Source organism: Blautia parvula, assembly GCF_020215665.1.
GTDB lineage: Bacteria > Bacillota > Clostridia > Lachnospirales > Lachnospiraceae > Blautia > Blautia celeris.
Genome location: NZ_CP084061.1, coordinates 1,918,306 through 1,945,007, shown reverse-complemented (window position 1 = coordinate 1,945,007; position 26,702 = coordinate 1,918,306). Strand labels below are relative to the sequence as shown.

The 26,702-nt window shown below is 48.6% G+C and carries 25 protein-coding genes; 18 read left to right on the top strand and 7 right to left on the bottom strand.

Translation table 11 applies throughout. The features are described 5' to 3' along the window. Positions 1–4: 4 nt before the first annotated feature. Positions 5–1,486, bottom strand: coding sequence for a UxaA family hydrolase (locus LC508_RS09195; protein WP_103733006.1), 1,482 nt, complete (start codon positions 1,484–1,486; stop codon positions 5–7). A gap of 278 nt (positions 1,487–1,764) precedes the next feature. Between LC508_RS09195 and LC508_RS09190 the strand changes: the two genes are divergently transcribed. From LC508_RS09190 to uraA, 6 genes are all read left to right on the top strand, one after another. Then, positions 1,765–2,766 carry a LacI family DNA-binding transcriptional regulator gene (locus LC508_RS09190; RefSeq protein ID WP_033143271.1) on the top strand — a complete coding sequence of 334 codons (1,002 nt, stop codon included), beginning with the start codon at positions 1,765–1,767 and terminating at the stop codon, positions 2,764–2,766. 76 nt (positions 2,767–2,842) lie between these two features. Next, positions 2,843–3,865, top strand: coding sequence for a TRAP transporter substrate-binding protein (locus LC508_RS09185; RefSeq protein WP_033143270.1), 1,023 nt, complete (start codon positions 2,843–2,845; stop codon positions 3,863–3,865). Continuing rightward, on the top strand, positions 3,866–4,369 hold the full coding sequence (locus LC508_RS09180) for a TRAP transporter small permease (protein ID WP_033143269.1): 504 nt from the start codon (positions 3,866–3,868) through the stop codon (positions 4,367–4,369). Positions 4,370–4,392: 23 nt separating this feature from the next. Beyond that, entirely contained in the window at positions 4,393–5,700 is a 1,308-nt protein-coding gene (locus tag LC508_RS09175; protein ID WP_103732854.1) for a TRAP transporter large permease, read from the top strand. Positions 5,701–5,721: 21 nt separating this feature from the next. Next, on the top strand, positions 5,722–7,137 hold the full coding sequence (uxaC, locus tag LC508_RS09170) for a glucuronate isomerase (RefSeq protein ID WP_054352901.1): 1,416 nt from the start codon (positions 5,722–5,724) through the stop codon (positions 7,135–7,137). Between the two features lie 1,079 nt (positions 7,138–8,216). Further along, entirely contained in the window at positions 8,217–9,479 is a 1,263-nt protein-coding gene (uraA, locus tag LC508_RS09165; RefSeq protein WP_033140918.1) for a uracil permease, read from the top strand. Between the two features lie 63 nt (positions 9,480–9,542). Here the strand turns inward: uraA and LC508_RS09160 are convergent, their stop codons facing one another. Next, positions 9,543–10,001: a GNAT family N-acetyltransferase gene (locus LC508_RS09160; protein ID WP_054352902.1), complete on the bottom strand. Its 459-nt coding sequence runs from the start codon at positions 9,999–10,001 to the stop codon at positions 9,543–9,545. Positions 10,002–10,260: 259 nt separating this feature from the next. Between LC508_RS09160 and LC508_RS09155 the strand changes: the two genes are divergently transcribed. Then, positions 10,261–10,710, top strand: a complete 450-nt coding sequence (locus LC508_RS09155) for a hypothetical protein (protein ID WP_054352903.1) — start codon at positions 10,261–10,263, stop codon at positions 10,708–10,710. On the opposite strand, the gene LC508_RS09150 is transcribed toward LC508_RS09155, so the two are convergent. The 4 genes from LC508_RS09150 to LC508_RS09135 are packed head-to-tail and all read right to left on the bottom strand — an operon-like array spanning position 10,711 to position 13,762. Continuing rightward, a complete protein-coding gene (locus LC508_RS09150; protein ID WP_054352904.1) occupies positions 10,711–11,466 on the bottom strand; it encodes an ABC transporter permease in 756 nt (251 codons plus the stop codon). It abuts the gene before it with no gap. Further along, positions 11,463–12,431, bottom strand: coding sequence for an ABC transporter ATP-binding protein (locus tag LC508_RS09145; protein WP_054352905.1), 969 nt, complete (start codon positions 12,429–12,431; stop codon positions 11,463–11,465). The genes LC508_RS09150 and LC508_RS09145 overlap by 4 nt, the downstream gene beginning before the upstream one ends. A gap of 6 nt (positions 12,432–12,437) precedes the next feature. Next, positions 12,438–12,893, bottom strand: coding sequence for a GyrI-like domain-containing protein (locus LC508_RS09140; RefSeq protein WP_033140923.1), 456 nt, complete (start codon positions 12,891–12,893; stop codon positions 12,438–12,440). Between the two features lie 2 nt (positions 12,894–12,895). Continuing rightward, a complete protein-coding gene (locus LC508_RS09135) occupies positions 12,896–13,762 on the bottom strand; it encodes an AraC family transcriptional regulator (RefSeq protein WP_054352930.1) in 867 nt (288 codons plus the stop codon). A gap of 501 nt (positions 13,763–14,263) precedes the next feature. On the opposite strand from LC508_RS09135, the gene LC508_RS09130 reads away from it, so the two are divergent. The 11 genes from LC508_RS09130 (at position 14,264) to LC508_RS09080 (ending at position 25,662) form a co-directional block, all read left to right on the top strand. Next, positions 14,264–15,304: a CapA family protein gene (locus LC508_RS09130; protein ID WP_052099377.1), complete on the top strand. Its 1,041-nt coding sequence runs from the start codon at positions 14,264–14,266 to the stop codon at positions 15,302–15,304. A 37-nt stretch (positions 15,305–15,341) separates the two neighbouring features. Next, positions 15,342–16,028, top strand: a complete 687-nt coding sequence (locus LC508_RS09125; protein WP_054352907.1) for a hypothetical protein — start codon at positions 15,342–15,344, stop codon at positions 16,026–16,028. Between the two features lie 128 nt (positions 16,029–16,156). After that, positions 16,157–16,831, top strand: coding sequence for a response regulator transcription factor (locus LC508_RS09120; RefSeq protein ID WP_033140926.1), 675 nt, complete (start codon positions 16,157–16,159; stop codon positions 16,829–16,831). Positions 16,832–16,848: 17 nt separating this feature from the next. Then, positions 16,849–18,342 carry a sensor histidine kinase gene (locus tag LC508_RS09115; protein WP_158587269.1) on the top strand — a complete coding sequence of 498 codons (1,494 nt, stop codon included), beginning with the start codon at positions 16,849–16,851 and terminating at the stop codon, positions 18,340–18,342. A gap of 141 nt (positions 18,343–18,483) precedes the next feature. Continuing rightward, positions 18,484–19,215: a polyphosphate polymerase domain-containing protein gene (locus tag LC508_RS09110; protein ID WP_330659996.1), complete on the top strand. Its 732-nt coding sequence runs from the start codon at positions 18,484–18,486 to the stop codon at positions 19,213–19,215. Beyond that, a complete protein-coding gene (locus LC508_RS09105; RefSeq protein WP_103731276.1) occupies positions 19,208–19,897 on the top strand; it encodes a DUF4956 domain-containing protein in 690 nt (229 codons plus the stop codon). Before LC508_RS09110 ends, LC508_RS09105 begins: the two co-directional genes overlap by 8 nt. Positions 19,898–19,902: 5 nt before the next feature. Next, positions 19,903–21,681: a carbohydrate-binding domain-containing protein gene (locus LC508_RS09100; RefSeq protein ID WP_103731275.1), complete on the top strand. Its 1,779-nt coding sequence runs from the start codon at positions 19,903–19,905 to the stop codon at positions 21,679–21,681. Positions 21,682–21,819: 138 nt separating this feature from the next. Beyond that, positions 21,820–22,758, top strand: coding sequence for a cysteine synthase A (cysK, locus tag LC508_RS09095; protein ID WP_103731274.1), 939 nt, complete (start codon positions 21,820–21,822; stop codon positions 22,756–22,758). 28 nt (positions 22,759–22,786) lie between these two features. Then, a complete protein-coding gene (locus LC508_RS09090) occupies positions 22,787–24,094 on the top strand; it encodes an O-acetylhomoserine aminocarboxypropyltransferase/cysteine synthase family protein (protein ID WP_033140930.1) in 1,308 nt (435 codons plus the stop codon). A 65-nt stretch (positions 24,095–24,159) separates the two neighbouring features. Continuing rightward, a complete protein-coding gene (locus LC508_RS09085; RefSeq protein WP_033140931.1) occupies positions 24,160–24,594 on the top strand; it encodes an RrF2 family transcriptional regulator in 435 nt (144 codons plus the stop codon). A 189-nt stretch (positions 24,595–24,783) separates the two neighbouring features. Next, positions 24,784–25,662 carry a helix-turn-helix domain-containing protein gene (locus tag LC508_RS09080; RefSeq protein ID WP_103731273.1) on the top strand — a complete coding sequence of 293 codons (879 nt, stop codon included), beginning with the start codon at positions 24,784–24,786 and terminating at the stop codon, positions 25,660–25,662. Between the two features lie 13 nt (positions 25,663–25,675). On the opposite strand, the gene LC508_RS09075 is transcribed toward LC508_RS09080, so the two are convergent. After that, a complete protein-coding gene (locus LC508_RS09075; protein WP_054352913.1) occupies positions 25,676–26,695 on the bottom strand; it encodes a WYL domain-containing protein in 1,020 nt (339 codons plus the stop codon). Positions 26,696–26,702 lie beyond the last annotated feature (7 nt).

Sequence of the window (26,702 nt, the reverse complement as noted above, 5' to 3'; positions counted from 1 at the left end):
TGTGTTAAAGCGTAACACCCTGTTTGAAAATAGCCATGTCATGAAAACCGGCTTTCTCTGCTTTGACTTTCTCACCGGAAGCGACCTGCAGCACATACTCAAAAAGCTGACTGCTCAGCTCCTCTAAGGGCACACCCTCTGTCATGGGACCGCAGTTGAAGTCGATCCAGTTTTTTTTCTTCTCATAGAGGGCAGTATTGCTGGAGATTTTCACGGTGGGCACAGGGGAGGCGAAAGGGGTGCCTCTTCCTGTGGTGAACAGGACAATATGGGCGCCTGATGCAGCCAGGGCTGTGGAGGCCACCAGATCATTGCCCGGGGCGCTGAGCAGGTTCAGACCCTTTTCCTTTACCGGTTCCCCGTAGGCGAGAACACCTTTTACAGGCGCGCTGCCTGATTTTTGTGTGCATCCCATGGATTTGTCTTCCAGCGTGGAGATCCCTCCCTTTTTATTGCCGGGGGACGGGTTTTCATAGATGGTCTGGTTGTGGCTTTTGAAATAATTTTTAAAGTCATTGATTAGTTCAACGGTCCTGTCAAACAGCGCTTCATTGGCGCAGCGATTCATAAGCAGTGTCTCCGCGCCGAACATTTCCGGTACCTCGGTGAGGATCGTAGTGCCTCCTTTGGAGATGAGCAGGTCTGAGAAACCGCCCACGGTCGGGTTGGCTGTGATGCCGGACAGACCGTCGCTGCCGCCGCATTTCATGCCGATGACAAGTTCCCTGCAGCTTATGGGTTCTCTTGAAAAACTGCCTGCATATTCTGCAAGTTCCCGGATGACGGCAAGCCCGTCGCGGATCTCATCCTCAGATTCCTGTGCCACCAGGAAACGAACTCTTTTGGGATCGTAGGAACCGATATATCGCTTCAGTTCCTCTATATTGCTGTTCTCACACCCCAGGCCCAATACAAGGACGCCCCCTGCATTGGGGTGGTTGATCAAGTCTGCCAGTATCCTGCGTGTGTGTTCCTGATCCTCCCCCATCTGGGAACATCCGTAGGGATGAGGAAAGGCTGCGATGTCATCAATGGTGCCGGTCTTATAGATCTGTGCCTGTTTTTCAATGGCTTCTGCCACGTTGTTGACGCAGCCGACGGTTGGAATGATCCAGATTTCATTGCGGACACCGGCCTGGCCATTGCTTCTTCTGTACCCGTGAAAGAAGCGCTCCTCAGTGGGGGCAAGCTCTGCCGCATCCTTATGATAAGTATAGGTAAGAAGATCTCCCAGGCCTGTTTTCATATTATGGGTATGAATCCAGGAGCCTTGGGCGATGTCCTCCCTGGCCTGTCCGATGGGAGAGCCGTACTTTATAACTGCCTCCCCTGCCCGGATGTCCTTCAGGGCAAACTTGTGACCCTGGGGGATATCTTCTGATAACAGGATTTCCTTGTGATCCAAATGGACAGAGGTGCCTGCTGCAAGCGGAGCAAGCGCTACGGCAACACTGTCATCCGGATGAATCTTCAGATAAGTCTGCATGGGAATATTCATCCTCCTTTATAAAATGCGATTCCATATAATAGCTAAGTATGAAATGTAAGGGCTTACACTAAATCTACAACTTGGTGGGGAGTTCGTCAACATGAATTTTAAAAATTGGACAAAAAACAAGAATTTTATTAATGTTTCACAAAAATAAAAGAGAAAACTTGTGAAAAATATCGCGGCAAAAAGAATTGCTTTTTTGTTTTCCTGTCTGTATAATGAAAAATAAAGTGTAAGGGCTTACACTTCCACAGCGAAAGGAACGTGGGATTATGAACATATACGATATCGCGAAGCTTGCAGGGGTTTCCATTGCCACCGTATCACGAGTGGTCAATGACAGCCCAAAGGTGAGTGAAAAGACAAAAGAAAAGGTACGGGCAGTCATGGCAGCAAATGACTATATACCCAATGTATTTGCCAGGGGCATGAGCCTGAACTCCATGAAGACAGTGGGAATCATCTGTCCAAGTGTTTCAGACCATTATATGGCATCTGCTGTGGCATATCTGGAGAAGAACCTGAGAAATTACGGTTATGACTGCATTTTATACTGCAGCGGATATGAGCAGGAGGATAAGGAGATCTCTGTGCAGATGATTCTGCAGAAACGCATTGACGCGCTGCTTTTAGTGGGCTCCTGCTACGCGGGGGACAAGGAGTACGGGGAAGACATTACTTATATTAAGAAGGCTTCCGAAGAGATCCCCGTGTTTATTATGAACGGTTTCATTGACGGGGAGAATATCTACTGTATGCTCACAGATGACTACCAGTCCGTGTTTGATGCCGTTTCCGCTATGATCGCCTCAGGCAGAAAGCAGATCCTGTTTCTCAGTGATTCTTATTCATACAGTGCCATGCATAAGCTGCAGGGGTATGAGGATGCCCTGAAGGCTGCAGGCATTCCGGTGTTCGGGGAGCGCAAGGTCTACATCAAAAATGAGATCCATCTGGTGCGGGATATTCTGCTGGCCAGAAGAGATCTGGTGTTTGACGGTGTCATTGCCACAGATGACGGTCTGGCAGTGGGCGCAGTAAAATACGCCAAGGCAAAGAAGCTGTCCGTACCGCAGGATATCAGTATTATAGGTTACAATAATTCAGAACTTTCCATTGGATGTGAGCCGGAGCTGACATCCATAGACGGCAGGGGTGACTTGCTGTGCAAGATGACAATTGACTCCCTGATGGAGGTCTTAAAAGGAGAAAGCGTGGAGCACAGAAAATATGTGCGGTGCCGTCTGGAAAAACGGTGCACCACAGATTTTTGATAAAAAGCCCATCGCCAAAGGCGGTTTTAAAATTTCCGCATAAACGTAGCGGAAAAAGAGTGAAAGGAAAAGAATCATGAGAGGATTAAAGAAAGCCTTTATACTTGCTTTATGTGTCACTGCAGTTCTGGGACTTGGCGGCTGTTCTTCCATTAAAAGTGAGAAGAGAATCGTTCGGATTTCCCATGCCCAGTCTGAGACACATCCGGAGCATCTGGGACTTTTAAAATTTAAGGAATATGTGGAGGAGAATCTGGGAGACAAATATGAGGTTCAGATTTTTCCAAATGAGATACTGGGTTCCGCACAGAAGGCCATAGAGCTGACGCAGACAGGAGCCATTGACTTTGTTGTGGCGGGCACAGCCAACCTGGAGACTTTTGCAGATATATATGAGGTGTTCAGCATGCCGTATCTGTTTACTTCCGAGGAAGCCTATCATGAGGTGATGGGCGATACGGACTATATGAATCAGGTATATGCGTCCACGGACGAGGCAGGTTTCCGGGTACTGACCTGGTACAATGCGGGAACCAGAAGCTTTTACGCAAAAAAACCGATTCATACACCGGAGGATCTAAAGGGCCTGAAAATCCGTGTACAGCAGAGTCCGGCCAGTGTAAACATGGTAAAAGCTTTCGGCGCGGCTGCCTCCCCTATGAGTTTCGGCGAGGTTTACACCGCCATACAGCAGGGTGTCATTGACGGTGCGGAGAACAATGAGCTTGCCCTTACCAATAACAAACACGGGGAAGTGGCAAAATACTACTCTTACAACAAGCACCAGATGGTGCCGGATATGCTGATCGGAAACCTGAAATTTTTAAACGGACTGAGCAGTGAAGAACGTGAAGTATTTGAACAGGCTGCCCTTCTGTCCACAGAGGTGGAGATGGAAGAGTGGGACAAGCAGGTGGAAGAGGCAAAAGATATTGCGCAGAACCAGATGGGTGTGGAGTTCATTGACGTGGATGTGCAGGCATTTAAGGACAAGGTGTCCAATGTGCAGCAGGATATGCTGGATGATAACCCGGACATTCAGGAATTGTATGACCATATCCAGAAAATCAATGAGAAATACGCAAAGGAGGAAGAGTAAATGAAAGCCTTACACTCAATCCGAAAAGTTATCAATACGATCTTAAGCTCTGCCTGTGCTGTTATTTTTGCGTTTATGGTATGCATCGGAACCTATCAAATCGTGATCCGTTACTTCTTCAACAGTCCCAGCACCGTTTCCGAGGAGCTTCTAACCTACAGCTTTACCTGGATGGCGCTGCTTGCCTCCGCTTATGTGTTTGGTAAAAGAGACCATATGCGTATGGGATTTTTAGCAGATAAGATCACAGGGACAAAAAGAAAAGTCCTGGAGATCGTAATCGAAATCCTGATTATGATCCTGGCCGGAAGTGTTATGATTTACGGCGGAGCTACGATCATGAACCTTACCATGACCCAGAAGACGGCTTCCCTGGGAATCCCCATGGGTATCATCTACACGGTCGTACCGCTTTCCGGCGTGCTCATTGTTCTGTACTCCATTTTCAATATTGTGGATCTGTGCAGTGGATATGAGCAGGAGCACCGGGAAGTGAAAGAATAATCTGAGGAAAAGGAGTTTCGATTATGAATACAGCATTAGTTTCAGGATTGATCATATTGGTTCTGCTGGTCATCATGCTGCTGGCAGGTGTGCCCATTGCAGTAGCGCTGGGAATCTCTTCCGTATGCGCCATTCTGCCGGTTATGGATACAAGTGTTGCGGTTCTCACCGGCGCGCAGAGGATTTTTTCCGGTATTTCCGTGTTCAGTCTTCTTGCCATACCGTTTTTCATTCTGGCCGGAAATATCATGAATAAGGGCGGCATCGCGGTCCGTCTGATCAATCTGGCAAAGCTCATCACAGGACGTGCACCCGGTGCGCTGGCCCAGACAAATGTCATTGCAAACATGCTTTTCGGAGCCATCTCCGGTTCCGGTACAGCGGCAGCCTCAGCCATGGGGTCCATCATCGGCCCGATTGAGAAGGATGAGGGATATGACCCTAACTTCTCCGCGGCTGCCAATATTGCCACTGCCCCAACCGGGCTTTTGATTCCGCCAAGCAATGTTATGATCACCTTCTCCCTGGTCAGCGGCGGGACTTCTGTGGCAGCGCTCTTTATGGCGGGCTACATACCCGGGATTTTGTGGGGACTGGCATGTATGCTGGTGATCTATTTCATTGCAAAGAAAAAAGGATACCGGGCAAAAACAAAATTTACATTTAAAGAAGCTATGAAAATTGTTTTACAGGCTCTGCCGTGTCTGCTGCTTATCATTATTGTGATCGGCGGTATCATCGGCGGTATCTTCACAGCCACAGAGGGGTCTGTGGTGGCGGTTGTATATAGTCTTGTTTTATCTCTGTTCTTTTACCGTTCCATCAGCTTGAAGGACTTGCCCAAGATTTTCAAGGAAAGCGCTGAGATGACAGGTATTATTATTTTCCTGATCGGTGTTTCCAGTATTATGTCATGGGTTATGGCATTTACCAATATCCCCACAGCCGTTTCCAATGGTTTGCTGGCCATCAGCAGCAACAAGATCGTTATCTTCCTGCTGATCAATGTGATTCTGCTGATTGTAGGAACTTTCATGGATATGACACCTGCCTGCCTGATCTTCACACCGATTTTCCTTCCGGTGTGTACGGCGCTTGGCATGAATCCTATCCATTTTGGTATCATGCTGATCTTCAACCTCTGTATCGGAACCATCACACCGCCTGTGGGCACCACACTGTTTGTGGGCGTCAAGGTGGGAAAGGTGAAGATAGAGACGGTGTTCAGACAGCTTTTGATCTATTTTGCAGCGATCTTCGTTGTACTTATGCTGGTAACTTATATCCCGCAGCTCAGTCTCTGGCTGCCAAGTCTGATGGGATATGTGTAAAATAAAAGGAGGTAATGTTTTATGAAACAGTTTATGGACAAAGATTTTCTATTGAGCACCCCCACCGCACAGGAATTATATCATGACTTTGCGGCAAAGGTGCCGGTTCTTGACTACCACTGCCACATCAATCCGCAGGAGATCGCAGAGGACAGAAAGTTTGAGAACATCACACAGGTATGGCTGGGCGGAGACCATTACAAATGGCGCCAGATGCGTTCCAATGGTGTGGAGGAGCGTTATATCACCGGAGACGCACCGGACAGAGAAAAATTCCAGAAATGGGCGGAGACACTGGAGAAAGCCATCGGCAATCCTCTGTTTCACTGGAGTCATCTGGAGCTGCAGCGGTATTTCGGATATACAGGTGTGTTAAACGGGGATACTGCGGAGGAAGTATGGAATTTGTGTAATGCAAAGCTTCAGGAGGCTTCCATGAGTGCAAGAAATCTGATCCTCCAGTCAAATGTTACGCTGATCTGCACCACCGACGATCCGGCAGATGACCTGAAATGGCACAAAATGCTGGCAGAAGATGAGAGTTTCCCGGTACAGGTACTTCCTGCATGGAGACCGGATAAGGCCATGAATCTGGAAAAACCGGATTACGGTCAGTATCTGGAGACACTGGCAGAGGCGGCTAATATGGATATCCAGTCTTTTGAGGACTTGAAAGCAGCGCTGAAGTCCAGAATGGCATTTTTCAATGAGATGGGCTGCCGGGCGTCAGATCATGGGCTGGAGTATGTCATGTATGTTCCGGCTTCTGATGAGGAGGTTGAGGCTGTCTTCCAGAAGCGGTTGAATGAGGAGACGGTTACCAGGGAGGAAGAGCTGAAGTTTAAGACAGCGTTCATGCTTTTTGTTGCCGGGGAATATGCGAAGATGGGCTGGGCTATGCAGCTCCACTATGGATGTAAGCGTGATAATAATACGGATATGTTTGAAAAACTGGGGCCGGATACAGGGTATGACTGTATCAATAATTATGCGCCGTCAGGTCAGATCGCAGATTATTTAAATGCGCTGAATGCAGAGGGAAATCTTCCGAAAACGGTGATTTACAGTTTGAATCCCAATGATGATGAGGCAATTGGAACAATCATCGGGTGTTTCCAGAATTCAGATGCTGTGGGAAAGATTCAGCAGGGGTCTGCATGGTGGTTCAATGACCATAAGACAGGGATGACAAAGCAGATGACATCTCTTGCAAACTTAGGTCTGCTGGGGAACTTTATCGGAATGCTGACGGATTCCAGAAGTTTTCTTTCTTATCCGAGGCATGAGTATTTTAGAAGGATACTTTGTGAGATGATCGGTAATTGGGTGGAAAATGGAGAGTATCCTAAGGATATGAAGATGCTGGAGAGGATTGTGAAGGGGATTTCTTATAATAATGCGGTGCGTTATTTTGGGTTTGAACTGGAAATGAAATAGAGATAGGGGAAAAGAGTCTGTGTGGAAGTTGCATGCGGGCTCTTTTTTTTGTGGCAAAGGGGACGGGATGAGGCGGTGTGCAGCCGGGGACGGCGGGCGGGGGTCTGTTTGTGTCCGCTCGACGTTCCAGGACTGTGAACTAACCTCCAACTGCAACTAAGACGCTCGCCGGAGGGCTCGCGCCGAAGTTTCCGTAGGAGGTGGATTTCACAGACCCTTCCACTTAACCTCGCTGACACAAACAGACCCCCGCCCGCCGTCCCCGGCTGCACACCGCCTCATCCCTGGTTTTCTCAGGGCAGACTTATGGATTAGATATTATTTGGGTAATAATGAGGTCTGTTAGTTTGAAAATTTTGGATTTACGTATGGATTCTAAAGATTTTTCTTGAATTATATGTAAAAATAGGTGAGTTAGCGGTGAAAATTTCTTGGATTACATACGAAAGGTAAGAGGGGATTTCAAATTATCCGTAAAGAGAAGAAAAACCACGGCGAAACACCTTAAAATTACCTACAAAAGCCAAATGATGCTTTCAAATTATCTGTAAAGAGAGGAAAAACCACGGCGAAACACCTTAAAATTACCTACAAAAGCCAAATGCTACTTTCAAATTATCTGTAAAGAGAGGAAAAACCACGGCGAAACATCTTAAAATTACCTACAAAAGTCAAATGCTACTTTCAAATTATCCGTAAAGAGAGGAAAAACCATGACGAGGCATCTAAAAACTACCAACGAAAGCTAAACATCTTTTTCCAATTATCTGTAAAGCAGGAAAAATCTGTGTTCATCCTTTGTTACCAACTGTAAAATAAAGAAAATCTGCAGTCATAATATGTGCCGGTTCTGTATATCACCAGGTGTTTTCATTCTGCAGACATGAAAAAGCAAGGCAGCCAGCCATGGTATGAAGCAGAATGTACCATATCGGTACTGCGTAAATCATATTACTTGGCACGGAATGTTCTGGGGACAGGGGAGGATGAAAGAAAGGAAAAACGGCGATTTTTGTATGGAAGATTGTAGCTTATTGTGTTAAAATAAACCGAAAAGGAATTTAGAGAGGAGAAATATTGTGGAAAATCGAAGAATTATCCAGGTGGAAGAGAAAGTTCCGCCAAAGCTTCTGATACCGCTCAGTATTCAGCATATGTTTGCCATGTTCGGGGCGTCTGTGTTGGTTCCGTTTTTGTTTGGAATCAATCCGGCGGTGGTTCTGTTTATGAACGGTGTGGGGACGCTGTTGTTTATACTGATCACTAAGGGGAAGGCGCCGGCCTATCTGGGGTCCAGTTTTGCTTTTATTGCGCCGGCCAGTATTGTGATCAGTAAGTTTGGATATGCCTATGCGCTTGGCGGGTTCGTGGCAGTGGGATTTTTGGGGTGCATCCTGTCTTTCATTATTTATAAGTTTGGGTCGGATTGGATCGATATTGTGCTTCCTCCGGCAGCTATGGGGCCGGTTGTGGCGCTTATCGGTCTGGAGCTTTCTTCTACGGCGGCCAGTAATGCGGGGATGCTGGATGAGGTGGTCAATCCGAAGAATGCCATTGTGTTTTTGGTGACGCTTGGTGTCGCTGTGATCGGGTCGGTGGTGTTTCGGAAATTTTTGTCCGTGATTCCTATTCTGATCGCTATTCTGGCAGGATATGCGGCAGCACTTCTCTGCGGGATCGTGGATTTTACGGAGGTGGCGAATGCCTCAATTTTTGCACTGCCGAATTTCTCTGCGCCGAAATTTAATCTGCAGGCAATCCTGATCATTCTGCCGGTTATTCTGGTCATCGCCTCAGAGCATATTGGACATCAGATCGTAACAGGGAAGATTGTAGGAAGGGACCTGATCAAGGATCCGGGTCTGCACCGTTCTCTTTTTGCGGATAATTTTTCTACTATGATCTCCGGGTTTATCGGTTCTGTGCCGACTACCACTTACGGAGAGAATATTGGGGTTATGGCTGTGACAAGGGTTTACAGTGTGTATGTGATCGGCGGGGCAGCGGTGCTTTCGATTATCTGCTCTTTTGTAGGTAAATTGTCAGCCCTTATCAGTACCATTCCGGGACCGGTCATCGGGGGAATCTCCTTCCTTCTGTATGGTATGATCGGTACTTCCGGTATCCGTATTCTGGTGGACGGACGCGTGGATTACGGACGTTCCAGGAACCTGGCACTGACCTCGGTTATTTTTGTGACCGGGTTGTCGGGAATTTCGGTGAAATTTGGACAGATTGAATTGAAGGGTATGGTTTTGGCCTGTGTAGTGGGTATGCTTTTAAGCCTGCTGTTTTATGTACTGGACAGATTTAAACTGACCAATGATTTGGAAGAAGAGTAAGAGAAGAGATGAAAGAAGGGGGCTGTCGGAAAGCAGTCCCCTTTTTTCGTCCGCCAAAGAAAATCAGGGTTGTATGCTGCGTTCAAAGAAAGAGATAGCAATACCTCCGGACATATATTCTTTTGTTATTTTGAAATTGAATTTTTTATAAAAATAGTGATTCTGTGTTTTATCGGAAGGTGTCTCCAACGCCCAGTGTCTGGCGTTGGGATATTTTTTATCAAGAAAACGCATGGCTGTCTGTCCAATGCCTTTGTTGGCGTATTTGGGTATGACACAGAGAGCGCCAAGATAGTAGGACTCATCCCCATCCGGCCTGACAGAGACTGCGCCAACAATGGCGCCATCAGCGATTATCTTATATACATCACGTTTTTGTAAGTTATCCAGAATGTCATTTTCTGTTTTGTTATATCCCGGGCATTCCCCGTACTTTAAATAGTCGCTGTAAAAACTCATATTATAAACTTCGGCAAGCCTTTTAGCGTCGCTGCGGCATGCTTTTTCTATTTTAATTATCATGGGATAACTCCTTTTGGCTGTAATGGATTATGGATTGATTACTCTATTTTAAACATTTGGTACATAAGTGTCAATTATTTTGAAGCAGCAGGGCAGCAATCAGAAGACAGGTGGCAATTACGGCCGCATTTATCCTGACAGGTGCAGCATGAAAATGGATGTAAGAACAGGAATATACGGCCTTGACTCTCACATAATGTCATCGTTTATACTTATTAAAAAGAGAAACTGAAGTAAAAAGGGGAGGGACATGTTTACAATGTGCAAAGAATGTTATATTGACAACAGCCGAATCACACCGCTGCTGAATCCCGTAGACTGCCTGAGTCATCATACCCAATATATCTGCGGAACATGCGGGCGCTGTATTTGTATAGAACGGGATTTGAGAAGAGGGCTGCAGAGATGGAATTTTCCCTTTCAGTCTCTGGAACAGGCAAAGCTTTATCTGCGCACAGCGGATGTGGCCATGAAAAAGTCTTGCGGCATCTATGAGATAAAGAGCAGCCGGGGAAGAATTTCGTATAAAATTTTCCCCGGTGAAGAAGAACTGCAGAGTTACCTGAAAAAGAACAGAAACAAAATATGTGAAGCCATGTCACCTGTCTTTTCCGTGAAAGAATACCGGGAGTACCCATTTACCCAGGTGCGGAGGCTGACGCATGAAGAAATAGAGAGGTACATGCAGGAGAAAAATAGGCAGAAATAATCACAGATCTGTTTCCCTGTTCAGTCTGACGGCAGCAAAGCAAAATCCCAGTCCGCCCATGAGCAGAAGCAGACATATGGTGAGGACTAACTCACGGCCTGACACCGCCTTGCCCAGCAAAATGGAGCGGATGCTGTTGATCACATGGGTAAAGGGATTGCCGCTTACCAGGATTTTCAGTATACCGGTGATTCTATCCACAGGAAACAGCGCAGAGCTTAAAAAGAACACGGGCAGCACAATGGCGTTCATCACAGACTCGTACACCATTTCATTGGGAAGGATCAGGCTGATGCCGTAACAGATTCCGGACATGAAAAAGGCAATCAGAAAGATCAGAAGCAAAATGATGCAGAAGCCTGATATGCCGGTACGAAATCTCACGGAAAAGAAAAGGCTGATGAGCCCCATAAGGCCGACTTCCAAAAAAGTGCAGAGAACACCTTCCAATATCTGCCCCAGTATGACGGAGGTTCTTTGGACCGGAGCGATGAGAATCCGGTAGAAGCTTCCCTCTGCCTTCAGCATATAATTCATGATTCCGCTGCTGCTGCACACAGAGAAGGAGACCAGCACCATGAGGCCGGGCAGGATAAATGCCGTGTAATTTCCTATCTCTGTCCCCTGCAAGGTCTGTCCTGCCACGGTGCTGTATAATACCAGCCAGAGAACTGGCTGCGTCAGGGTGATGATAATGGTGAGCTTGTTGTGAAAGCGCCATTTTATATTTTTCCATAAGATTGTAAAGACTGTCATATGCATGCCTCCTGTTTGCTGTCCTCTGTGAGTTTCAGAAAAATATCATCCAGGGACGGCTGTTTTATCTCAATGCCCAGAAAGGGAATCTGATTCTTTAACAGAAACACATTGGCAGTTTCCATATCGCGGCGGATATCTTCCGTAAAGAGCAGACAGCAGTTGTCCTGTATTCTGATCCTGTCCGGCAGAAAGAGACCGGACATCCGTTTTACAGAATCCCCGGCGGCAGATTTGGAAGAAAAGGTGATCCGGATCATATCCTGTCTGATATACTGCCTCAGGGCAAAGGGGGTTCCCTGGGCCACTTCTTTTCCCTCCTTCATGATACAGACCGTATCACTCAGACTGTCAGCCTCCTCCAGATAATGTGTTGTGAGAAAGACAGTGGTGCCGAATTCTTCCCGGATCTTCTCCATCATCTTCCACATAGCCATGCGGGACTGGATATCCATGCCCACAGTAGGTTCATCCAGAAACAGGACTTCCGGTTCTGACATAAGGTTCAGAGCAATGTCCAGCCGCCTTTTTATGCCGCCTGAATAGGAGGAGACGGGATATTTCAGATATTGTGTCAGGTCAAATGCATCAATCAGCATGTCCATGCGTTTTTTTGCCGCGGCTTTCGGAATTCGGTATAGACGGCTCTGAAACATCATATTTTCTCTGAGAGACAAATGCATATCAATAGAGGTCTGCTGGGAGACACAGGCAATTTTTGCCCGTATGCGGTCCGCGTCACGGTTAAGGTCCAGGCCCAGAACAGATACCTTTCCGGAACCGGGTTTCAAAAAGGTGGTCAAAATTCGTATGAGTGTTGACTTGCCGGCGCCGTTCTGCCCAAGAAGGGTAAAGATCTCGCCCCTTTTTACTGTCAGGCTGAGGCCGGACAGGGCCTGCACGCCGTTTTTATATTGCTTGTACACCTGTTCGGCACAGATGGCGTAAGGTGATGTCTGCTGCATGGCCTATCAATCCTCCTCAATGGGAAACTGGATTTCCGTAATGTATTTATCCGGGTTTCCTTTTATGATCATGCCCGGTCCTTTGAGGAAAATCTCCCGGAAGGGAGGTCTTAGAACCAGGTGGTGCTCTGCGGCAAAGTGATCGATTGCGGCATATGCCTGAAAAAGTGTATCATAGGAACCGGTATGTGTGACGCAGAGCGCCCGTATGCGGGGGAAAACTTTCACATTTACACTGCTGCCGGCCGGTGTTTCCTGCGTGGGGACACACAGTTCCATATTCCCCATTTTCGTTTCCGGGTCCATGCTGAGATAGGAGAAGAAAGGAGACCCGTTTGTCTTTCCGCGTACGGATTGAAACACTTTGGGGAACATGCGGTTTGCTTTTGCGGCGTCTCCCCGATATTTCATGTATGCAGCCCGTATGGGCTCGATTTCTCTGATTTCTACTTTGTGATCCATGATCATTCCTCCTTATTCTTTGTGATTGCGATCCATACCTGAAAATGTCCGTTCTCCGGCTGTTTTTCATATATGGGATAGACTTCCACATCCGGCAGATAGGCGTACTCGTAACCGGAGAATGGAAGCCATTCTGTCATAAAGCGGCGGAAAATGCTCTGCACCTGTTCTTTCAGGCTGCCGTCACTTTCAAACACCACCCATGTGGCAGCGGGGATTGTGTAGTCCAGCATATCTTCCGGCACCGGCCCTTCTGTCTGGGCAGCAATATAATAGAAGATATTCTGTGGGTCCCGGTAAGTGCTGACGCCCAGTATATTCCGTGGTTCCTGGTCAGCAAGTGCGCAGATTTCCCAGAATTTCGGGCCTTCCATGGTTTGTTTCCAGAAGGCGGGAATGCGTTCCATATTTTTCTCCATGTTTTCTGTCAGGGGTATGCGGATACCTGCAATGCGCATAGGACCCTTCTGTTCAATCCGGTAGGCCATGGGCGTTTCTCCTGCCACGGTCACGGAAAACGTGACGGCAGGATAGGCATGTAACACACATCCCTCATTTCTGGCAGCGGTGGGGGGAATGCCATGGACACTTTGAAAGGCGCGGTTAAAGGAAGTTGGGGAAGTATAGCCGTATTTTAAGGCGATATCCAGAACCTTATGGTCTGTGCGCTGCAGTTCAAAGGCAGCCTGGGTCATTCTTCTCTTCCTGATATAGTCAGACAGGGGAATACCTGCCACATAGGAAAACATTCGCTGAAAATAATAGGTGGAGCAGCAGGCAATTTCCGCTGCTTTGTCATAGGAAATTTCCTTGTCCAGATTTTCCTCAATATATGCGATGGCACTGCTCAGTTTTTTTAACCATTCCATTTTTCTGCCTCCTTGCTTACAGCATAGCTTATGAAAAAAGTATAATCCTCTCTTTTTATGTCCTGTTTTGTAAAGGGATATACAGGAGTTTGGGATGACAGCAGAAAACGTTTGTGCATATACGATTTACGTTGGTGCTGTTATCGCGCAAAACCTATTATAGTCTGATAATATAGAACCGGAACCTATGGTGCAGCAGAATGTTACACATCTATAACGCGTTTTGTCATAGATTACATCCGGAATCAGGCTTAAACAGTGGATTGAAAGAGGAAATTTTACATAGTTGCTACGGGACATGTTAAGAATTTATTTTTTATTGTACATAGAAACGCAAAAATAGTCACAAACTTTGTCAGTTCATTAAAAAAATAGTCATGAGTTTGTTCTATTAAAGTCGTGTAAACGTAAAACAAGATTGCTTATATTAGTAACATCTTTTCTATATAATACCAAACATGGACAGCAAATCCAGTTTTTTGCTGCAAAAGAGGGATTATTATGGATAAAAAGATAAGAAGGAACCGAATCAGGCGGGCACGCAAGGTCAGACGCATGAAGAAAATGCTGACATCAGGAGTTCTTCTGCTGGCAGCCCTGCTTTTTCTCTCCCTGGTGTTTGTACCAAAGGTATCTGCAGAGAGGGAATTAAAGGCCAGATCAGCCCGGGAGGCGGAGCTGGAAGCCAAGATGACAAAGGTGACAATAGGAGCGATCGGTACCTGTATCTTTGGCGATGAGCGGGGAACAGGTATAAAAGGCAGTTTCCTGGAGACATACGAGAAGAAAGAAAACCCTGCCTATTTTTTTCAGAATGTGAAAACAGAGCTTGAAAAGGCGGATGTAAATGTCACGAATTTTATCGGTGATATGTCAGAGGAAACGGCGGCAGGCAGGAAGCATCCTATCAAAGGACAGAAAGAATACGCGGAAATCCTCAAAGAAGGTTCCATCGATCTGGTGAACCTGGCGAATGACAGAACAAAGGACTATGGACAGGACGGATATTATGACACGGCTATCGCGTTAAATGAAGCGGGAGTCGGAGCTTTCGGACATGACCGTGTCTCTTTCAAAAATATAAACGGGATTCAAATTGGCTTCATCGGCATTGATGTGCTTGACAGATCCATGGATATGCAGGCACTGCTGGTTAAAAATATACGGCTTGCTGAGGGTGCAGGCGCACACATGATCGTCGTGTGCATGAACTGGGGCAAAGAAGGGGCCCAAAAGCCCGGCAAAAGTCAGGAGGAGTGGGCACACAGAGCCGTTGAAGCGGGGGCAGATCTGGTGCTGGGGTATCACCCATCCCATGTACAGCAGGTAGAGAGATATGAGGGGAGTTATATCATATACAGCCTGGGAGTATTTTGTAATGGGGCAGATAAGAACCCTGAGGTTTGGGACAGCGTGATATACCGCCAGACATTCGGGTTTTTGGATGGAAAGCTTGTGAAGGCCTGGGAACCGGAGCAGATTCCATGCAGGATATCATCCGATTCCGGAGAAAATAATTTTCAGCCGGAATTGGATGTATAAACCCACCCCTGAAAGAAATAAACAAAGGAGAAAAATAATGAGAACAGGAAAAATTATGGTTTTGGCGGCAGCGGCAATCTTATCGGCAAGTCTTCTGGCAGGTTGCGGCAGCAGCAATGAGGACAAAGAAACAAAGACAAAGACAGAAGACACAGCAAAGAAGGATAAGACTGCAGAAAATGACAAGAACAAAAAGAAAGAAGAAGCAAAGGTCATAGAACCAAAAAAGAAGACAGAAGACGTAAAGGTATCGGACAAAAGTGATAATTCCGGCAGCCAGGAAACTGCCGGTGGAGAGGAGAACAGCAATCAGGATAAGACAGCCGGCCAGGAGCAGACAGACAGCCAGGAGCAGTCAGAGGAGAGTAATGAATCCGGCACCCAGGAGAATACAGACGAAAGCAGTGAAAATCAGGATGCGTACACAGATGAAGAAGGACATTACGATCCTTCAGGCGGCAGAGAGACATACGAAACTGCAGGATATGTGCTTGATGTGAATGGCAATACCATGCGGATTGATGAAGAGAACATAGGCGGACGTACTTATGGAGGTGAAGGAGAAGACAGAGCAGTCGAATATAATATAGGCATGGCGATTGTGGATTGTCCTGTTATTATAAAATCGGGCCTCAGCGTGGAAGTGGAGTATTATGTGGAAGATGGCGTGAATTATGCAGTACATATTTACAGTGACGGCGATGAGAAGGAACCCATTGGATAAAAAAATATATAGTTCCCGGAGCTGCAGAAGATCATCTGCGGCCCGGGGATTTTTTTAGCTTCTTTTAAGGTTTTTATGATAAGATAAAAGGTAACAAACAATCTTATCACAAAAACGGAGGGGAAAACATGCGTTTACTGCTTGCAGAGGATGAAAAGGAACTGGCGAATGCGCTGGCAGCGGTGCTGAAACACAACAAGTATTCCATAGATGTGGTTTACAACGGGGCAGATGCCTATGACTGGGCCCAGGCGGCTGAGTATGACGGTATTATCCTGGATATCATGATGCCGAAGATGAGCGGGCTTGAAGTGCTTGAAGCGCTCAGAAAGCAGGGAAGTACCGTACCGATCCTGCTTCTCACCGCAAAAGGAGAGATTGAAGACCGTGTGACAGGCCTTGACATGGGAGCAGATGATTACCTGCCAAAGCCCTTTGCCATGAAAGAACTGCTTGCCAGGATCAGAGCCATGACCAGAAGAAAATCAGAATTTTCCGCAAATATACTGGATTTTGAAGGTCTGACCCTAAACAGGGAGAATTTCGAGCTGGCTTATAAAAGCCAGTCTCTCCGCCTTGGAAATAAGGAATTCCAGATGATGGAAATGCTCATGAGAAATTCCGGCCAGTTCATCTCAGCAGAACAGTTTATGGAAAAGATATGGGGCTTTGAGGCGGAGGCAGAGGTGAGTGTGGTGTGGGTCTATCTCTCCTATCTGAGAAAAAAGCTGCAGAATCTGGAGGCGCCCATAGAGATCAGGGCAGCCAGGGGAATCGGCTATAAGCTGGAGAAAAAAGTCTGAGCCGGAAAGGTATGCATATGATTAAAAAACTGCAGAGAAAATTTGTCATGATCACCATGATCTCCCTGCTGGCTGTTCTGCTGCTGGTGGTAGGGGGAATCAATGGCTTGAATATTTTTCAGGTCACGGGGAAATCCGATATTCTTCTGGAAATGCTGGCTGAAAATGGAGGGAGATTTCCGAAACAATGGGACAAGGGAAACCATCCGCCCGGGATGACGGAGGAGACAGTGCCAAAAGACGCGGAGGAGACAGTACCGAAGGATGCGGAGGAGACAATGCCGAAGGACGCGGAGGAGACAATGCCGAAGGACGCGGAGGAGACAGTGCCAAAGGACCCCGAGGGGCAGACCGGGGAAGGACGGAAGCAGGAAGAGGCCTTTGCGGAACCGCAGGATAAGGGGATACGCGGAAGAGGTGGTCTGTTTGGCTATCGGATGTCAGAGGAGACACCATTTGAGACACGATATTTTTCCGTAACGATCCCGGCAGCAAAAGCGGGGTCTGAAAATGCCGCAGATGTCTCACAGATGCAGATAGATCTGACCCATGTGGCAGCAGTCACAGAGGAGGAGGCTGCTTCGTTTGCCGGTGAGGTGCTTAAGAAGGACAGGGAAAAGGGCTACTGCGGACAGTATAAATACCAGAAGACCGTTAAGGAGGACGGGCAGACCCTATTAGTGTTTGTGGACTGCGGCAATGATCTGCAGTCCATCCGGAATTTTGCCGTTATCTCCCTGATTGTGGCTTTTTTCTGTCTGGTGCTGGTATTGTTTTTGGTAAGCGTACTGTCCGGGCGGGCAATCCGGCCTGTGATCGAGAGCATGGAGAAGCAGAGGCAGTTTATCACAGACGCGGGGCATGAGATCAAGACACCCATTGCCATAATCCTGGCCAACGCGGAGGTGATTGAAATGTGTGAGGGGGAGAGCGAGTGGACCAGAAGTATCCGAAACCAGGTGGAGCGCCTGGGAGAGCTGGTCAGGAACCTGCTCACACTCTCCAGACTGGATGAGATGCAGGACAGGCTTCAGACTGCAGATTTCTCCTGTTCCGAGACTGTGAGGGAGTCTGTGGATGCCTTTGCTCCCATGGCGCAGGCAAAAGGTCTGAAGATGGAAAAAAACATACCGGAAGGCCTTTATATGAACGGATGCGAAGCCAATATCCGCCAGCTTGTCACCATCCTTATGGACAATGCAGTCAAATACAGCCCGGAAGAGGGCAGTGTAAGGGTATCTCTGGAGAAAAAAGAGCGGTATCTGGAGCTTTCCGTCTGCAACGACTGCCAGGAGATTCCGGAGGGGGATCTGAACAGGCTGTTTGACCGTTTTTACCGGGCCGACAGTTCCCGGTCCCGGGAGACAGGAGGCTATGGAATCGGTCTGTCCGTGGCCCAGGCCATTGTTAAGGCTCATAAAGGAAAGATTACAGCCAGGGCAGAAGACAGAGGCATCTGTTTTACGGCAAAGCTTCCGGTGAATGAAAAAAAGAATATGACCCTGAAATAGCGGATACTGTGCAGAAGCAGTACACGTGATACAGGGAAGGCAGACAGCAGAAATAAAATTTGCTGTCTGTCTTTTTAAGTTCATTTAAGGTTTGGGCGTTATACTGAGGTGGTAAGAAAGAACAGAATATCAAGGAGGAACATGATGGGCAGTAATCAGATGACATTTGAACGCTACGAGAAGAAATACCTGCTGGACGAAATCCAGTATAAAGAGTTTATAAAAAGGACCGGGGGAAGGATTGTCCCGGACGAATACGGGACAACCACCATATGCAATATCTATTTTGACACACCGGACGCCCGGCTTATCCGCACATCTCTTGAAAAGCCGGTCTATAAAGAAAAGCTGCGGCTCCGCAGTTACGGGACACCCGGAAAGGATGGGCCTGTATTTCTGGAACTGAAGAAAAAATATAAGGGAATTGTATACAAACGCCGGGAGAGTATGGTGCTGTCCGAGGCGGAGGGGTATCTTCTGCGCCATGAGGCGCCCGGAGTGGAGACACAGGTGCTGCGGGAGATTGACTGGTTTTTAAAGTATTACAGAGACATCAGGCCAGCCATGTACATAGCCTATGACAGAATCGCGGCTTATGATACGCAAAAGCCGGAACTGAGAGTGACCTTTGACTGGAATATCCGCTTCCGGAATCAGGAACTGGATCTGAAAAAGGGGACCTGGGGACAGCAGATCCTGGAGGAGGGGCAGCAGCTTATGGAAATTAAGATTCCCGGTGCCATGCCGGTATGGCTCTGCGAACTTCTGGACCAGCTTTGCATTTACCCTGTATCCTTCTCAAAATACGGCAAAGCCTACCGGATGCAGCAGGCAGAGGAAAGAAAAGACGAAGGAGGAAAATACTGTGCTTAATTCATGGTTTCAATCCATTCTTGTAAATGAAACAACCGCCGCATTTTCTCTTGGCACATTTCTGGCATGTACAGCAGCTTCTCTGGTGCTGGGAATCGTGATCGCGGTAATCTATATGTACCGCAATACCTATACAAAAGGGTTTGTGGTGACCCTGGCGCTGATGCCGGCCATTGTACAGATGGTGATCATGCTGGTCAACGGCAATCTGGGCACCGGCGTGGCGGTGATGGGCGCCTTTTCCCTGGTCAGGTTCAGGTCTGTGCCGGGAACAGCCAGGGAGATCAGCAGTATTTTCCTGGCTATGGCAGTGGGACTTGCCACCGGAATGGGGTATATCGGTATTGCGGCACTTTTTGTAGTGGTGATCGGCGCGGCAGATACCATATTTACAGTCAGCCGTTTTGGAGAGAAGCAGACCCGGGAACGGGCGCTGCGCATTACCATTCCGGAGTCACTGGATTATACAGAGGTATTTGAGGAAATATTCGAGCAATATCTGAAACGCTGGGAGTTGGTCCAGGTGAAGACCACCAACATGGGCAGCCTGTTCCGCCTGGATTATCAGGTTGTGCTGAAAAATCGGAAAGAGGAGAAAAAAATGATCGATGACCTGCGCTGCCGAAACGGGAACCTGGAAATCTTATGCAGCAGGACTGCAATTGTAAGAGAGGAGCTGTAAAACAGATGGATAATAAGAAAATGGCAGCAGTGCTTCTGGGTATTTTTCTGGCGGCAGGCACCCTTGAAGGATGCGGCAGCGGACAGGCAGCCGGTGAAAATACGGCTGAGACATCATCCGAAAGCAGCGGCAGAGGCGGCATGATGGCGGGGACCGGCAGTACAGAGGGTGTGGACCAGAACCTGGAACTGACGGAATCGGAGGTGGATACGGAATTTGCGGATCGGGATAAAGAGGGGATTTATGACGCGGAGGAGGTGGTTATGATAACCCTTGACGGGGATTCCATCCGGGCAGAGAGCGGCAGCGCGGAGATTACGGAAAGTACACTGACAATAACCGGGGAGGGCGTTTACCATATTACGGGAACGCTCAGCAGCGGACAGATCGTGGTGGATGCCGGGGACAGTGACAAGGTACAGATCGTCCTTGACAATGCGGCGGTCCACTGTGAGACAAGCGCTGCCGTCTATGTGAAAAATGCGGATAAGGTGTTTCTCACGCTGGCAGAAAACAGCGAAAACAGTCTGAGCGGGGGCAGTACCTATACCCAGACAGATGATAACACGGTGGACGGGGTGATTTTTTCAAAGGATGACCTTACCGTCAACGGAAGCGGTGCCCTGGATGTGACAGCCGCTTACAAACACGGCATTGTCTCGAAGAATGATCTGGTCATTACGGGAGGTGAGATCACGGTCAGCGCAGTGGAGCACTGCATGACAGGAAAGGACTGTATTAAGATACTGGACGGAACCTTTCATCTGACTGCCCAGGGCAAAGGGATGAAGTCAGAGAATACGGAGGAATCCGAAAAGGGGAACATCTACGTGGCAGGCGGCACCTTTGTCATTGACACAGAGGATGATGCCCTTCACACCGGAGGCAGTATTGTTCTGGACGGAGGCAGCTTTACTGTGGATGCAGGAGACGATGCCTTTCATGCGGACCTGGATATGGTTGTAAATGATGGGGCAATTGCCGTAAATGCCTGCTATGAAGGGCTGGAAGGCCGCAGAGTTGTGGTAAACGGCGGTGAAATCAGTCTGACAGCCAGCGATGACGCGGTAAACGCGGCAAAGGCTAAGACAGAAGAGGAGGAGGCGGATGTACCCGGAGGAAGAGGAGACGGCAGTATGGAGAATGACACGGAAGCCTACATCAAGATCACAGGGGGAACTCTGGAAGTGGACGCAGAGGGTGACGGCCTTGACTCCAACGGCAGCATCTTCCTGTCAGGCGGAACGGTGTATGTGAACGGGCCGGTGTCTGACGGGGATGGTGCCCTTGATTATAACGGAGGCGCGGATATCACAGGTGGCACCATCATCGCTGTGGGAAGTTCCGGCATGGCCCAGGGATTCAGCGATTCCTCCGCCCAGTGTTCCATCCTGCACAATCTCACCAATACCCAGGAAGCACAGACTGCTGTGACACTGCAGGACGAAGACGGAAAGGAGCTGCTTAGCTTTACACCAAAGAAAAAGTATTCTTCTGTACTGGTCAGCTGTCCGGAAATGCAGGAGGGAGAAACATATACCCTCACAGCGGGAAGTGAAAGCAGTACGCTCACCTTGGAATCTGTGGTCACCTCCAATGGCTCGGCGGGAGGCATGGGAAGAATGGGCGGCGGTATGAAAGGAGATATGCAGAAAGGCCGGAAACCCGGAGATGGCAGCCAGGAAATGCCGGAAGGAATGGAACCGCCGGACGGGGAAGTGCCGGAAGGAATGGAGCCGCCGGATGGAGAGATGCCAGAAGGAGAGGCCCCACAAGCCCTTTAAGGCTGACAGCACATACAGCAAAATCCCATATTGCATCCGAAAAAAATCGGGCAATATGGGATTTTTTTCTTGACATTAGAATCAAACACAGTTATAATTCCTATTAATTCGATAGGAAATATATGAAAGGAGAAAATGATGAGCAGAAATCATATTTATAGAAGTGCATCAGAACTGGTAGGCAGCACTCCCCTCATGGAGATGCGGAACATGGAAAGGGAGGAGGGGCTGCAGGCAGTAGTTCTCGCAAAGCTGGAGTATCTGAATCCCGCCGGCAGTGTAAAGGACAGAATTGCCAAAAACATGCTGGATACCGCGGAAGCGGCAGGGCTTATAGGCCCGGACACGGTTCTCATAGAACCTACCTCCGGCAATACAGGCATAGGTCTTGCCTCTATGGCAGCAGCCAGAGGTTACCGCCTCATACTCACAATGCCCGAGACCATGAGCGTGGAGCGCAGAAATATTCTGAAAGCATACGGTGCAGAGCTGGTACTGACAGAGGGCAGCAAGGGGATGAACGGAGCCATTGCCAAAGCGGAGGCGCTCAGCCGGGAAATTCCGGGCAGCTTCATTCCGGGGCAGTTTGAAAATACCGCCAATCCGGAAATGCACAGAAAGACAACAGGCCCGGAAATCTGGAAGGATACAGAGGGTAGAGTGGATGTCTTTGTGGCAGGGGTAGGTACAGGCGGAACTATCACGGGAACGGGAGAGTATTTAAAATTCCAAAATCCCAATGTGAAGATTGTGGCGGTTGAACCCACAGATTCCGCGGTTCTCTCAGGAGGCAGACCGGGCCCGCATAAGATTCAGGGCATAGGCGCAGGCTTCATTCCGGCTGTGCTGAACACAGACATATATGATGAGATCATGCAGGTGGAAAATGACGCAGCCATTGAGACTGCAAAAAAGATCGCGAAAAAAGAGGGCATACTGGTGGGAATCTCCTCCGGTGCAGCCATGTACGCAGCCATGGAACTGGCTAAAAGAAAAGAGTACGCGGGAAAAACCATTGTAGTGCTTCTGCCGGACAGCGGAGACAGGTATTATTCCACACAATTATTCCAGAACTAAAATATCAGAAAAGGCGAGGGTGACAAGTATGAAGAAAACAGAGAGAAAAGACAGGAACTTTAAATTCGAGACGTTACAGCTGCATGTGGGCCAGGAGGCTCCGGACCCGGCGACAGGTGCAAGGGCAGTACCCATCTACGCTTCCTCCTCCTATGTATTTGATGACTGCGCACATGCGGCGGCACGTTTTGATCTGTCAAATGCAGGCAATATTTACGGCAGGCTGACCAATCCCACCCAGGATATCTTTGAACAGAGGATCGCGGCGCTGGAGGGCGGTGCTGCGGCACTTGCCGTTGCCTCGGGTGCAGCCGCCATCGCCTATACATTCCAGAACCTGGCAAAACAGGGCGACCACATAGTCTCCGCAAAAAACATTTACGGCGGCTCCTATAATCTGCTGGAGCATACACTGCCGGACTATGGAATTGAAACTACATTTGTGGATATATTTAATAAGGAAGAAGTGGAGGGCGCAATCCGGGAGAATACAAAGGCTGTTTTTATTGAGACTCTCGGAAATCCACGCTCTGAGGTGGTGGATGTGGAAGCCATAGCGAAGATTGCCCACGCCCATAAAATCCCTCTGGTCGTAGACAACACATTTGCCACACCTTTCCTGGTGCAGCCCATCGCGTTCGGCGCCGATATCGTGGTGCATTCCGCTACAAAATTCATCGGCGGCCACGGCACGGCTCTCGGCGGCGTGATCGTGGACAGCGGCAGATTTGACTGGGAGGCATCCGGGAAATTTCCCTCTCTTGTGGAGCCCAACCCCAGCTATCACGGGGTCAGCTTTACGAAAGCGGTGGGTCCGGCAGCCTTTGTCACGAAGATCAGAGCCATTCTATTGCGGGATACAGGAGCCACCCTGTCACCCTTCCATGCCTTTTTATTCCTTCAGGGATTGGAAACCCTGTCCCTGCGGGTAGAACGCCATGTACAGAATGCGCTGAAAGTGGTAGAATATTTGCAGAAGCATCCGCTGGTGGAGGAGGTTCATCACCCATCTGTCAGCACGGATCCCGAACAGCAGAGGCTGTATAAAAAGTATTTCCCCAACGGGGGTGGTTCTATATTCACATTTGAGGTGAAGGGAGATGCCGGAAAAACCAAAGCGTTTATCGACAATCTGGAACTTTTCTCTCTGCTTGCAAATGTGGCTGATGTGAAGTCACTTGTCATCCATCCGGCTTCCACCACCCATGCCCAGCTCACCGAAACAGAACTTGCAGAGCAGGGAATCCGCCCCAACACGGTCCGCCTGTCCATAGGGACGGAGAATATTGATGACATCCTTCAGGATCTGGAAGAGGCGTTTAACGCTGTTTCCTGACGGATCCGGGAGGGCACAGGGGACAGTATCTGCCTTCGGACAGTAAGAAAAATCTGGAGGTAACCATGAAAATATCAACAAAAGGACGTTACGCACTGCGTATGATGCTGGACATAGCCATACACGATGAGGGCGGCCCGGTGAGGGTAAAAGAAATAGCATCAAGGCAGGAAATCTCCACAAAATATCTGGAGCAGATCGTGTCCATCCTGGCCAGAGCCGGCTATGTGAAAAGCATCCGGGGTCCCCAGGGCGGCTACCGTCTTGTGAAAAAGCCGGAGGAATATACCGTGGGTTCTATTCTCCGCCTGACAGAAGGCAGCCTGGCCCCTGTGGAGTGTCTGGAAGGAGATACGAACCAGTGCCCCAGGGCAGAAGCCTGCCCCACCCTGGTCCTATGGCAGGAGCTTGACAATGCCATCAAAAGTGTAGTGGACAAATACACCCTGGCGGATCTGGTGGAATGGCAGAAACAATGTTCCCTGAATTACGTGATTTAAAAGATACCATGAGACAACCAAGACCCGCAGCTGCCTGCAGATGTCCTGACAATTCGGCCGGCAGTGCAGGCAGGCGGCAATGTAAATGCGGGAATCCTCACACAGGATTCCCTTTTATATTTGGCAAAAATAGTCGAGAACAGTCCGGGGAAAATCTGATAGGATGGCAGTAGACAGGAGGTGACAGAAATGACAGAGCAGATACTTGCTGTTCAGCGCATGCAGGATTACATTGAACAGCATTTGAGTGAAAATATTACGCTGGCAAAGCTTTCGGAAGTATCTCTTTACTCCCCGTGGTATTCCTACCGGCTGTTTAAGGAGCACACCAATCTCACCCCGGCAGATTACATCCGCCGCATGCGTCTGTCCAGATCCGCCCTGCGCCTGCGGGATGAGAAATGCAGGATCCTGGATGTGGCGCTGGACATGGGGTTTGGAAGTGTGGATGGTTATCAGCGGGCTTTTTTCCGGGAATTCGGCTGCAATCCCAGAGAGTACGCGGCAAGCCCCGGGCCTCTGCTTCTGTTCATCCCCTATGGTGTAAAATACAGAAATCTGCGGAAGGAGCCAGAGGAAATGGAAAACGTAAAAAGTGTGTTTGTTCAGATGACGGAGAGACCGTCCAGAAAAGTTATTATAAAGAGAGGTGTGGACGCGGAGGAGTATTTTCAGTATTGCAGTGAAGTGGGATGCGATGTCTGGGGGATTCTCTCCAGCATAAAATCCATTAGCGGTGAGCCGGTATGCCTCTGGCTTCCGGATTCCCTCCGCACGCCGGGCACATCCAAATATGTGCAGGGCGTGGAGGTGGCGGCAGACTATCAGGAACCGGTGCCGGAGGGCTTTGCGTGTATTGAACTTCCCGCGGCAAAATACCTGATGTTTCGCGGGGAACCCTTTGCGGAGGAAAATTACTGCCAGGCGATCACAGAAGTGCAGCAGGCGATCGAAAAATATGATCCCGCTGTCATCGGCTGCTGCTGGGATACGGAGAATCCGCGCATACAGTTGGAACCTGTGGGCCGCAGAGGGTATATTGAGCTGCTGCCGGTGAAGGAAATCTAGAGCACCGACACGTTCATTCCGGCAGATTTCGGGAAGTATGTGTTTGGCTGTTCAGCATTTCATACTGGCGCCTCACTCTCTGCTTCACCTGGGAGAGAAAAGAGGCGGGACCAAGCACCTTTATGACAGGCCCGAAGGACAGCACATCTATGAGCAGTTCCGTCTCATCGGCCAGGTCATAATAAATGCTGCAGTAATAGACATCACGCTCCTCATCATATTTCGTGTGCTTTTCATAGTTGGCAAAATGAAGCATACAGCGCTCCAGAGAATTTCGTTCTTTGCTGATTTCCAGAAGAACGGGTTCTCTGGATTTTTGTATGGGAGAAAAGCGCAGCGCCAAAGCCTTTTTGGGTACTTTAACGGATGTGAGGCTGCAGCCGGCTATTTTGTTCATGTTTAATGTTGTATTGAGGGAAAAGCGTCCCCCTGTCTTTTTCAGACAGCAGAGGCGGAATTTATCATCTTTTTCCGAGTATTGAAGCTGATAGGGCGCAGCTTCAAACCGGGAGACCGCGCCCTGTCTGCCGCAGTAAGAGATCCGCAGGACCAGACCCTGTTCCAAAGCTTCCAAAACTGTGCGGAAATGCTTTTGGTAGGCTTTCGAGCTGTAAGTATCCCCGTCCAGACAGCGGTCAAAATAGTGGAAATCCGCCTGCCCAAAAAGCGGCTCCACGTCCCGCAGGGAATGTGCTGCTTCTTTTTGCTCCTCCGGGGTGAGAAAACAGGATATTCTTCTGTCAGCGAGAAGGGCTTTCAGCCAGGAGCGCTGCAAAAGGGTAAGGGGAAGCCTGCCGGGAACGGTTTTCGGGGCAAAGGTTTTTCCATCCTCGGTGCGCAGCAGGTCCCATTCTCTGTTTAACAGCTTCGGGACAATGGTGAGGGCGCTCTCCCCGTATCCGTAGGCAGCAGCGATCGTCTCCATATCCTTTCTGGTGATAGGATGGCTTTTGGCCTCCTCCAGAATCTTTTGGACAACTCTGTAATAACAACTGTAAACTTTATCAAAGATATCAAAACGTATTTCACCCATTATAAAC

Bases quoted from the DNA above. Each gene is read 5' to 3' on its own strand.
- LC508_RS09195 (WP_103733006.1), bottom strand. From the start codon at position 1,486: ATGCAGACTTATCTGAAGATTCATCCGGATGACAGTGTTGCCGTAGCG.
- LC508_RS09190 (WP_033143271.1), top strand. From the start codon at position 1,765: ATGAACATATACGATATCGCGAAGCTTGCAGGGGTTTCCATTGCCACC.
- LC508_RS09185 (WP_033143270.1), top strand. From the start codon at position 2,843: ATGAGAGGATTAAAGAAAGCCTTTATACTTGCTTTATGTGTCACTGCA.
- LC508_RS09180 (WP_033143269.1), top strand. From the start codon at position 3,866: ATGAAAGCCTTACACTCAATCCGAAAAGTTATCAATACGATCTTAAGC.
- LC508_RS09175 (WP_103732854.1), top strand. From the start codon at position 4,393: ATGAATACAGCATTAGTTTCAGGATTGATCATATTGGTTCTGCTGGTC.
- uxaC (WP_054352901.1), top strand. From the start codon at position 5,722: ATGAAACAGTTTATGGACAAAGATTTTCTATTGAGCACCCCCACCGCA.
- LC508_RS09160 (WP_054352902.1), bottom strand. From the start codon at position 10,001: ATGATAATTAAAATAGAAAAAGCATGCCGCAGCGACGCTAAAAGGCTT.
- LC508_RS09155 (WP_054352903.1), top strand. From the start codon at position 10,261: ATGTGCAAAGAATGTTATATTGACAACAGCCGAATCACACCGCTGCTG.
- LC508_RS09150 (WP_054352904.1), bottom strand. From the start codon at position 11,466: ATGACAGTCTTTACAATCTTATGGAAAAATATAAAATGGCGCTTTCAC.
- LC508_RS09145 (WP_054352905.1), bottom strand. From the start codon at position 12,431: ATGCAGCAGACATCACCTTACGCCATCTGTGCCGAACAGGTGTACAAG.
- LC508_RS09140 (WP_033140923.1), bottom strand. From the start codon at position 12,893: ATGGATCACAAAGTAGAAATCAGAGAAATCGAGCCCATACGGGCTGCA.
- LC508_RS09135 (WP_054352930.1), bottom strand. From the start codon at position 13,762: ATGGAATGGTTAAAAAAACTGAGCAGTGCCATCGCATATATTGAGGAA.
- LC508_RS09130 (WP_052099377.1), top strand. From the start codon at position 14,264: ATGGATAAAAAGATAAGAAGGAACCGAATCAGGCGGGCACGCAAGGTC.
- LC508_RS09125 (WP_054352907.1), top strand. From the start codon at position 15,342: ATGAGAACAGGAAAAATTATGGTTTTGGCGGCAGCGGCAATCTTATCG.
- LC508_RS09120 (WP_033140926.1), top strand. From the start codon at position 16,157: ATGCGTTTACTGCTTGCAGAGGATGAAAAGGAACTGGCGAATGCGCTG.
- LC508_RS09115 (WP_158587269.1), top strand. From the start codon at position 16,849: ATGATTAAAAAACTGCAGAGAAAATTTGTCATGATCACCATGATCTCC.
- LC508_RS09110 (WP_330659996.1), top strand. From the start codon at position 18,484: ATGATGGGCAGTAATCAGATGACATTTGAACGCTACGAGAAGAAATAC.
- LC508_RS09100 (WP_103731275.1), top strand. From the start codon at position 19,903: ATGGATAATAAGAAAATGGCAGCAGTGCTTCTGGGTATTTTTCTGGCG.
- cysK (WP_103731274.1), top strand. From the start codon at position 21,820: ATGAGCAGAAATCATATTTATAGAAGTGCATCAGAACTGGTAGGCAGC.
- LC508_RS09090 (WP_033140930.1), top strand. From the start codon at position 22,787: ATGAAGAAAACAGAGAGAAAAGACAGGAACTTTAAATTCGAGACGTTA.
- LC508_RS09085 (WP_033140931.1), top strand. From the start codon at position 24,160: ATGAAAATATCAACAAAAGGACGTTACGCACTGCGTATGATGCTGGAC.
- LC508_RS09080 (WP_103731273.1), top strand. From the start codon at position 24,784: ATGACAGAGCAGATACTTGCTGTTCAGCGCATGCAGGATTACATTGAA.
- LC508_RS09075 (WP_054352913.1), bottom strand. From the start codon at position 26,695: ATGGGTGAAATACGTTTTGATATCTTTGATAAAGTTTACAGTTGTTAT.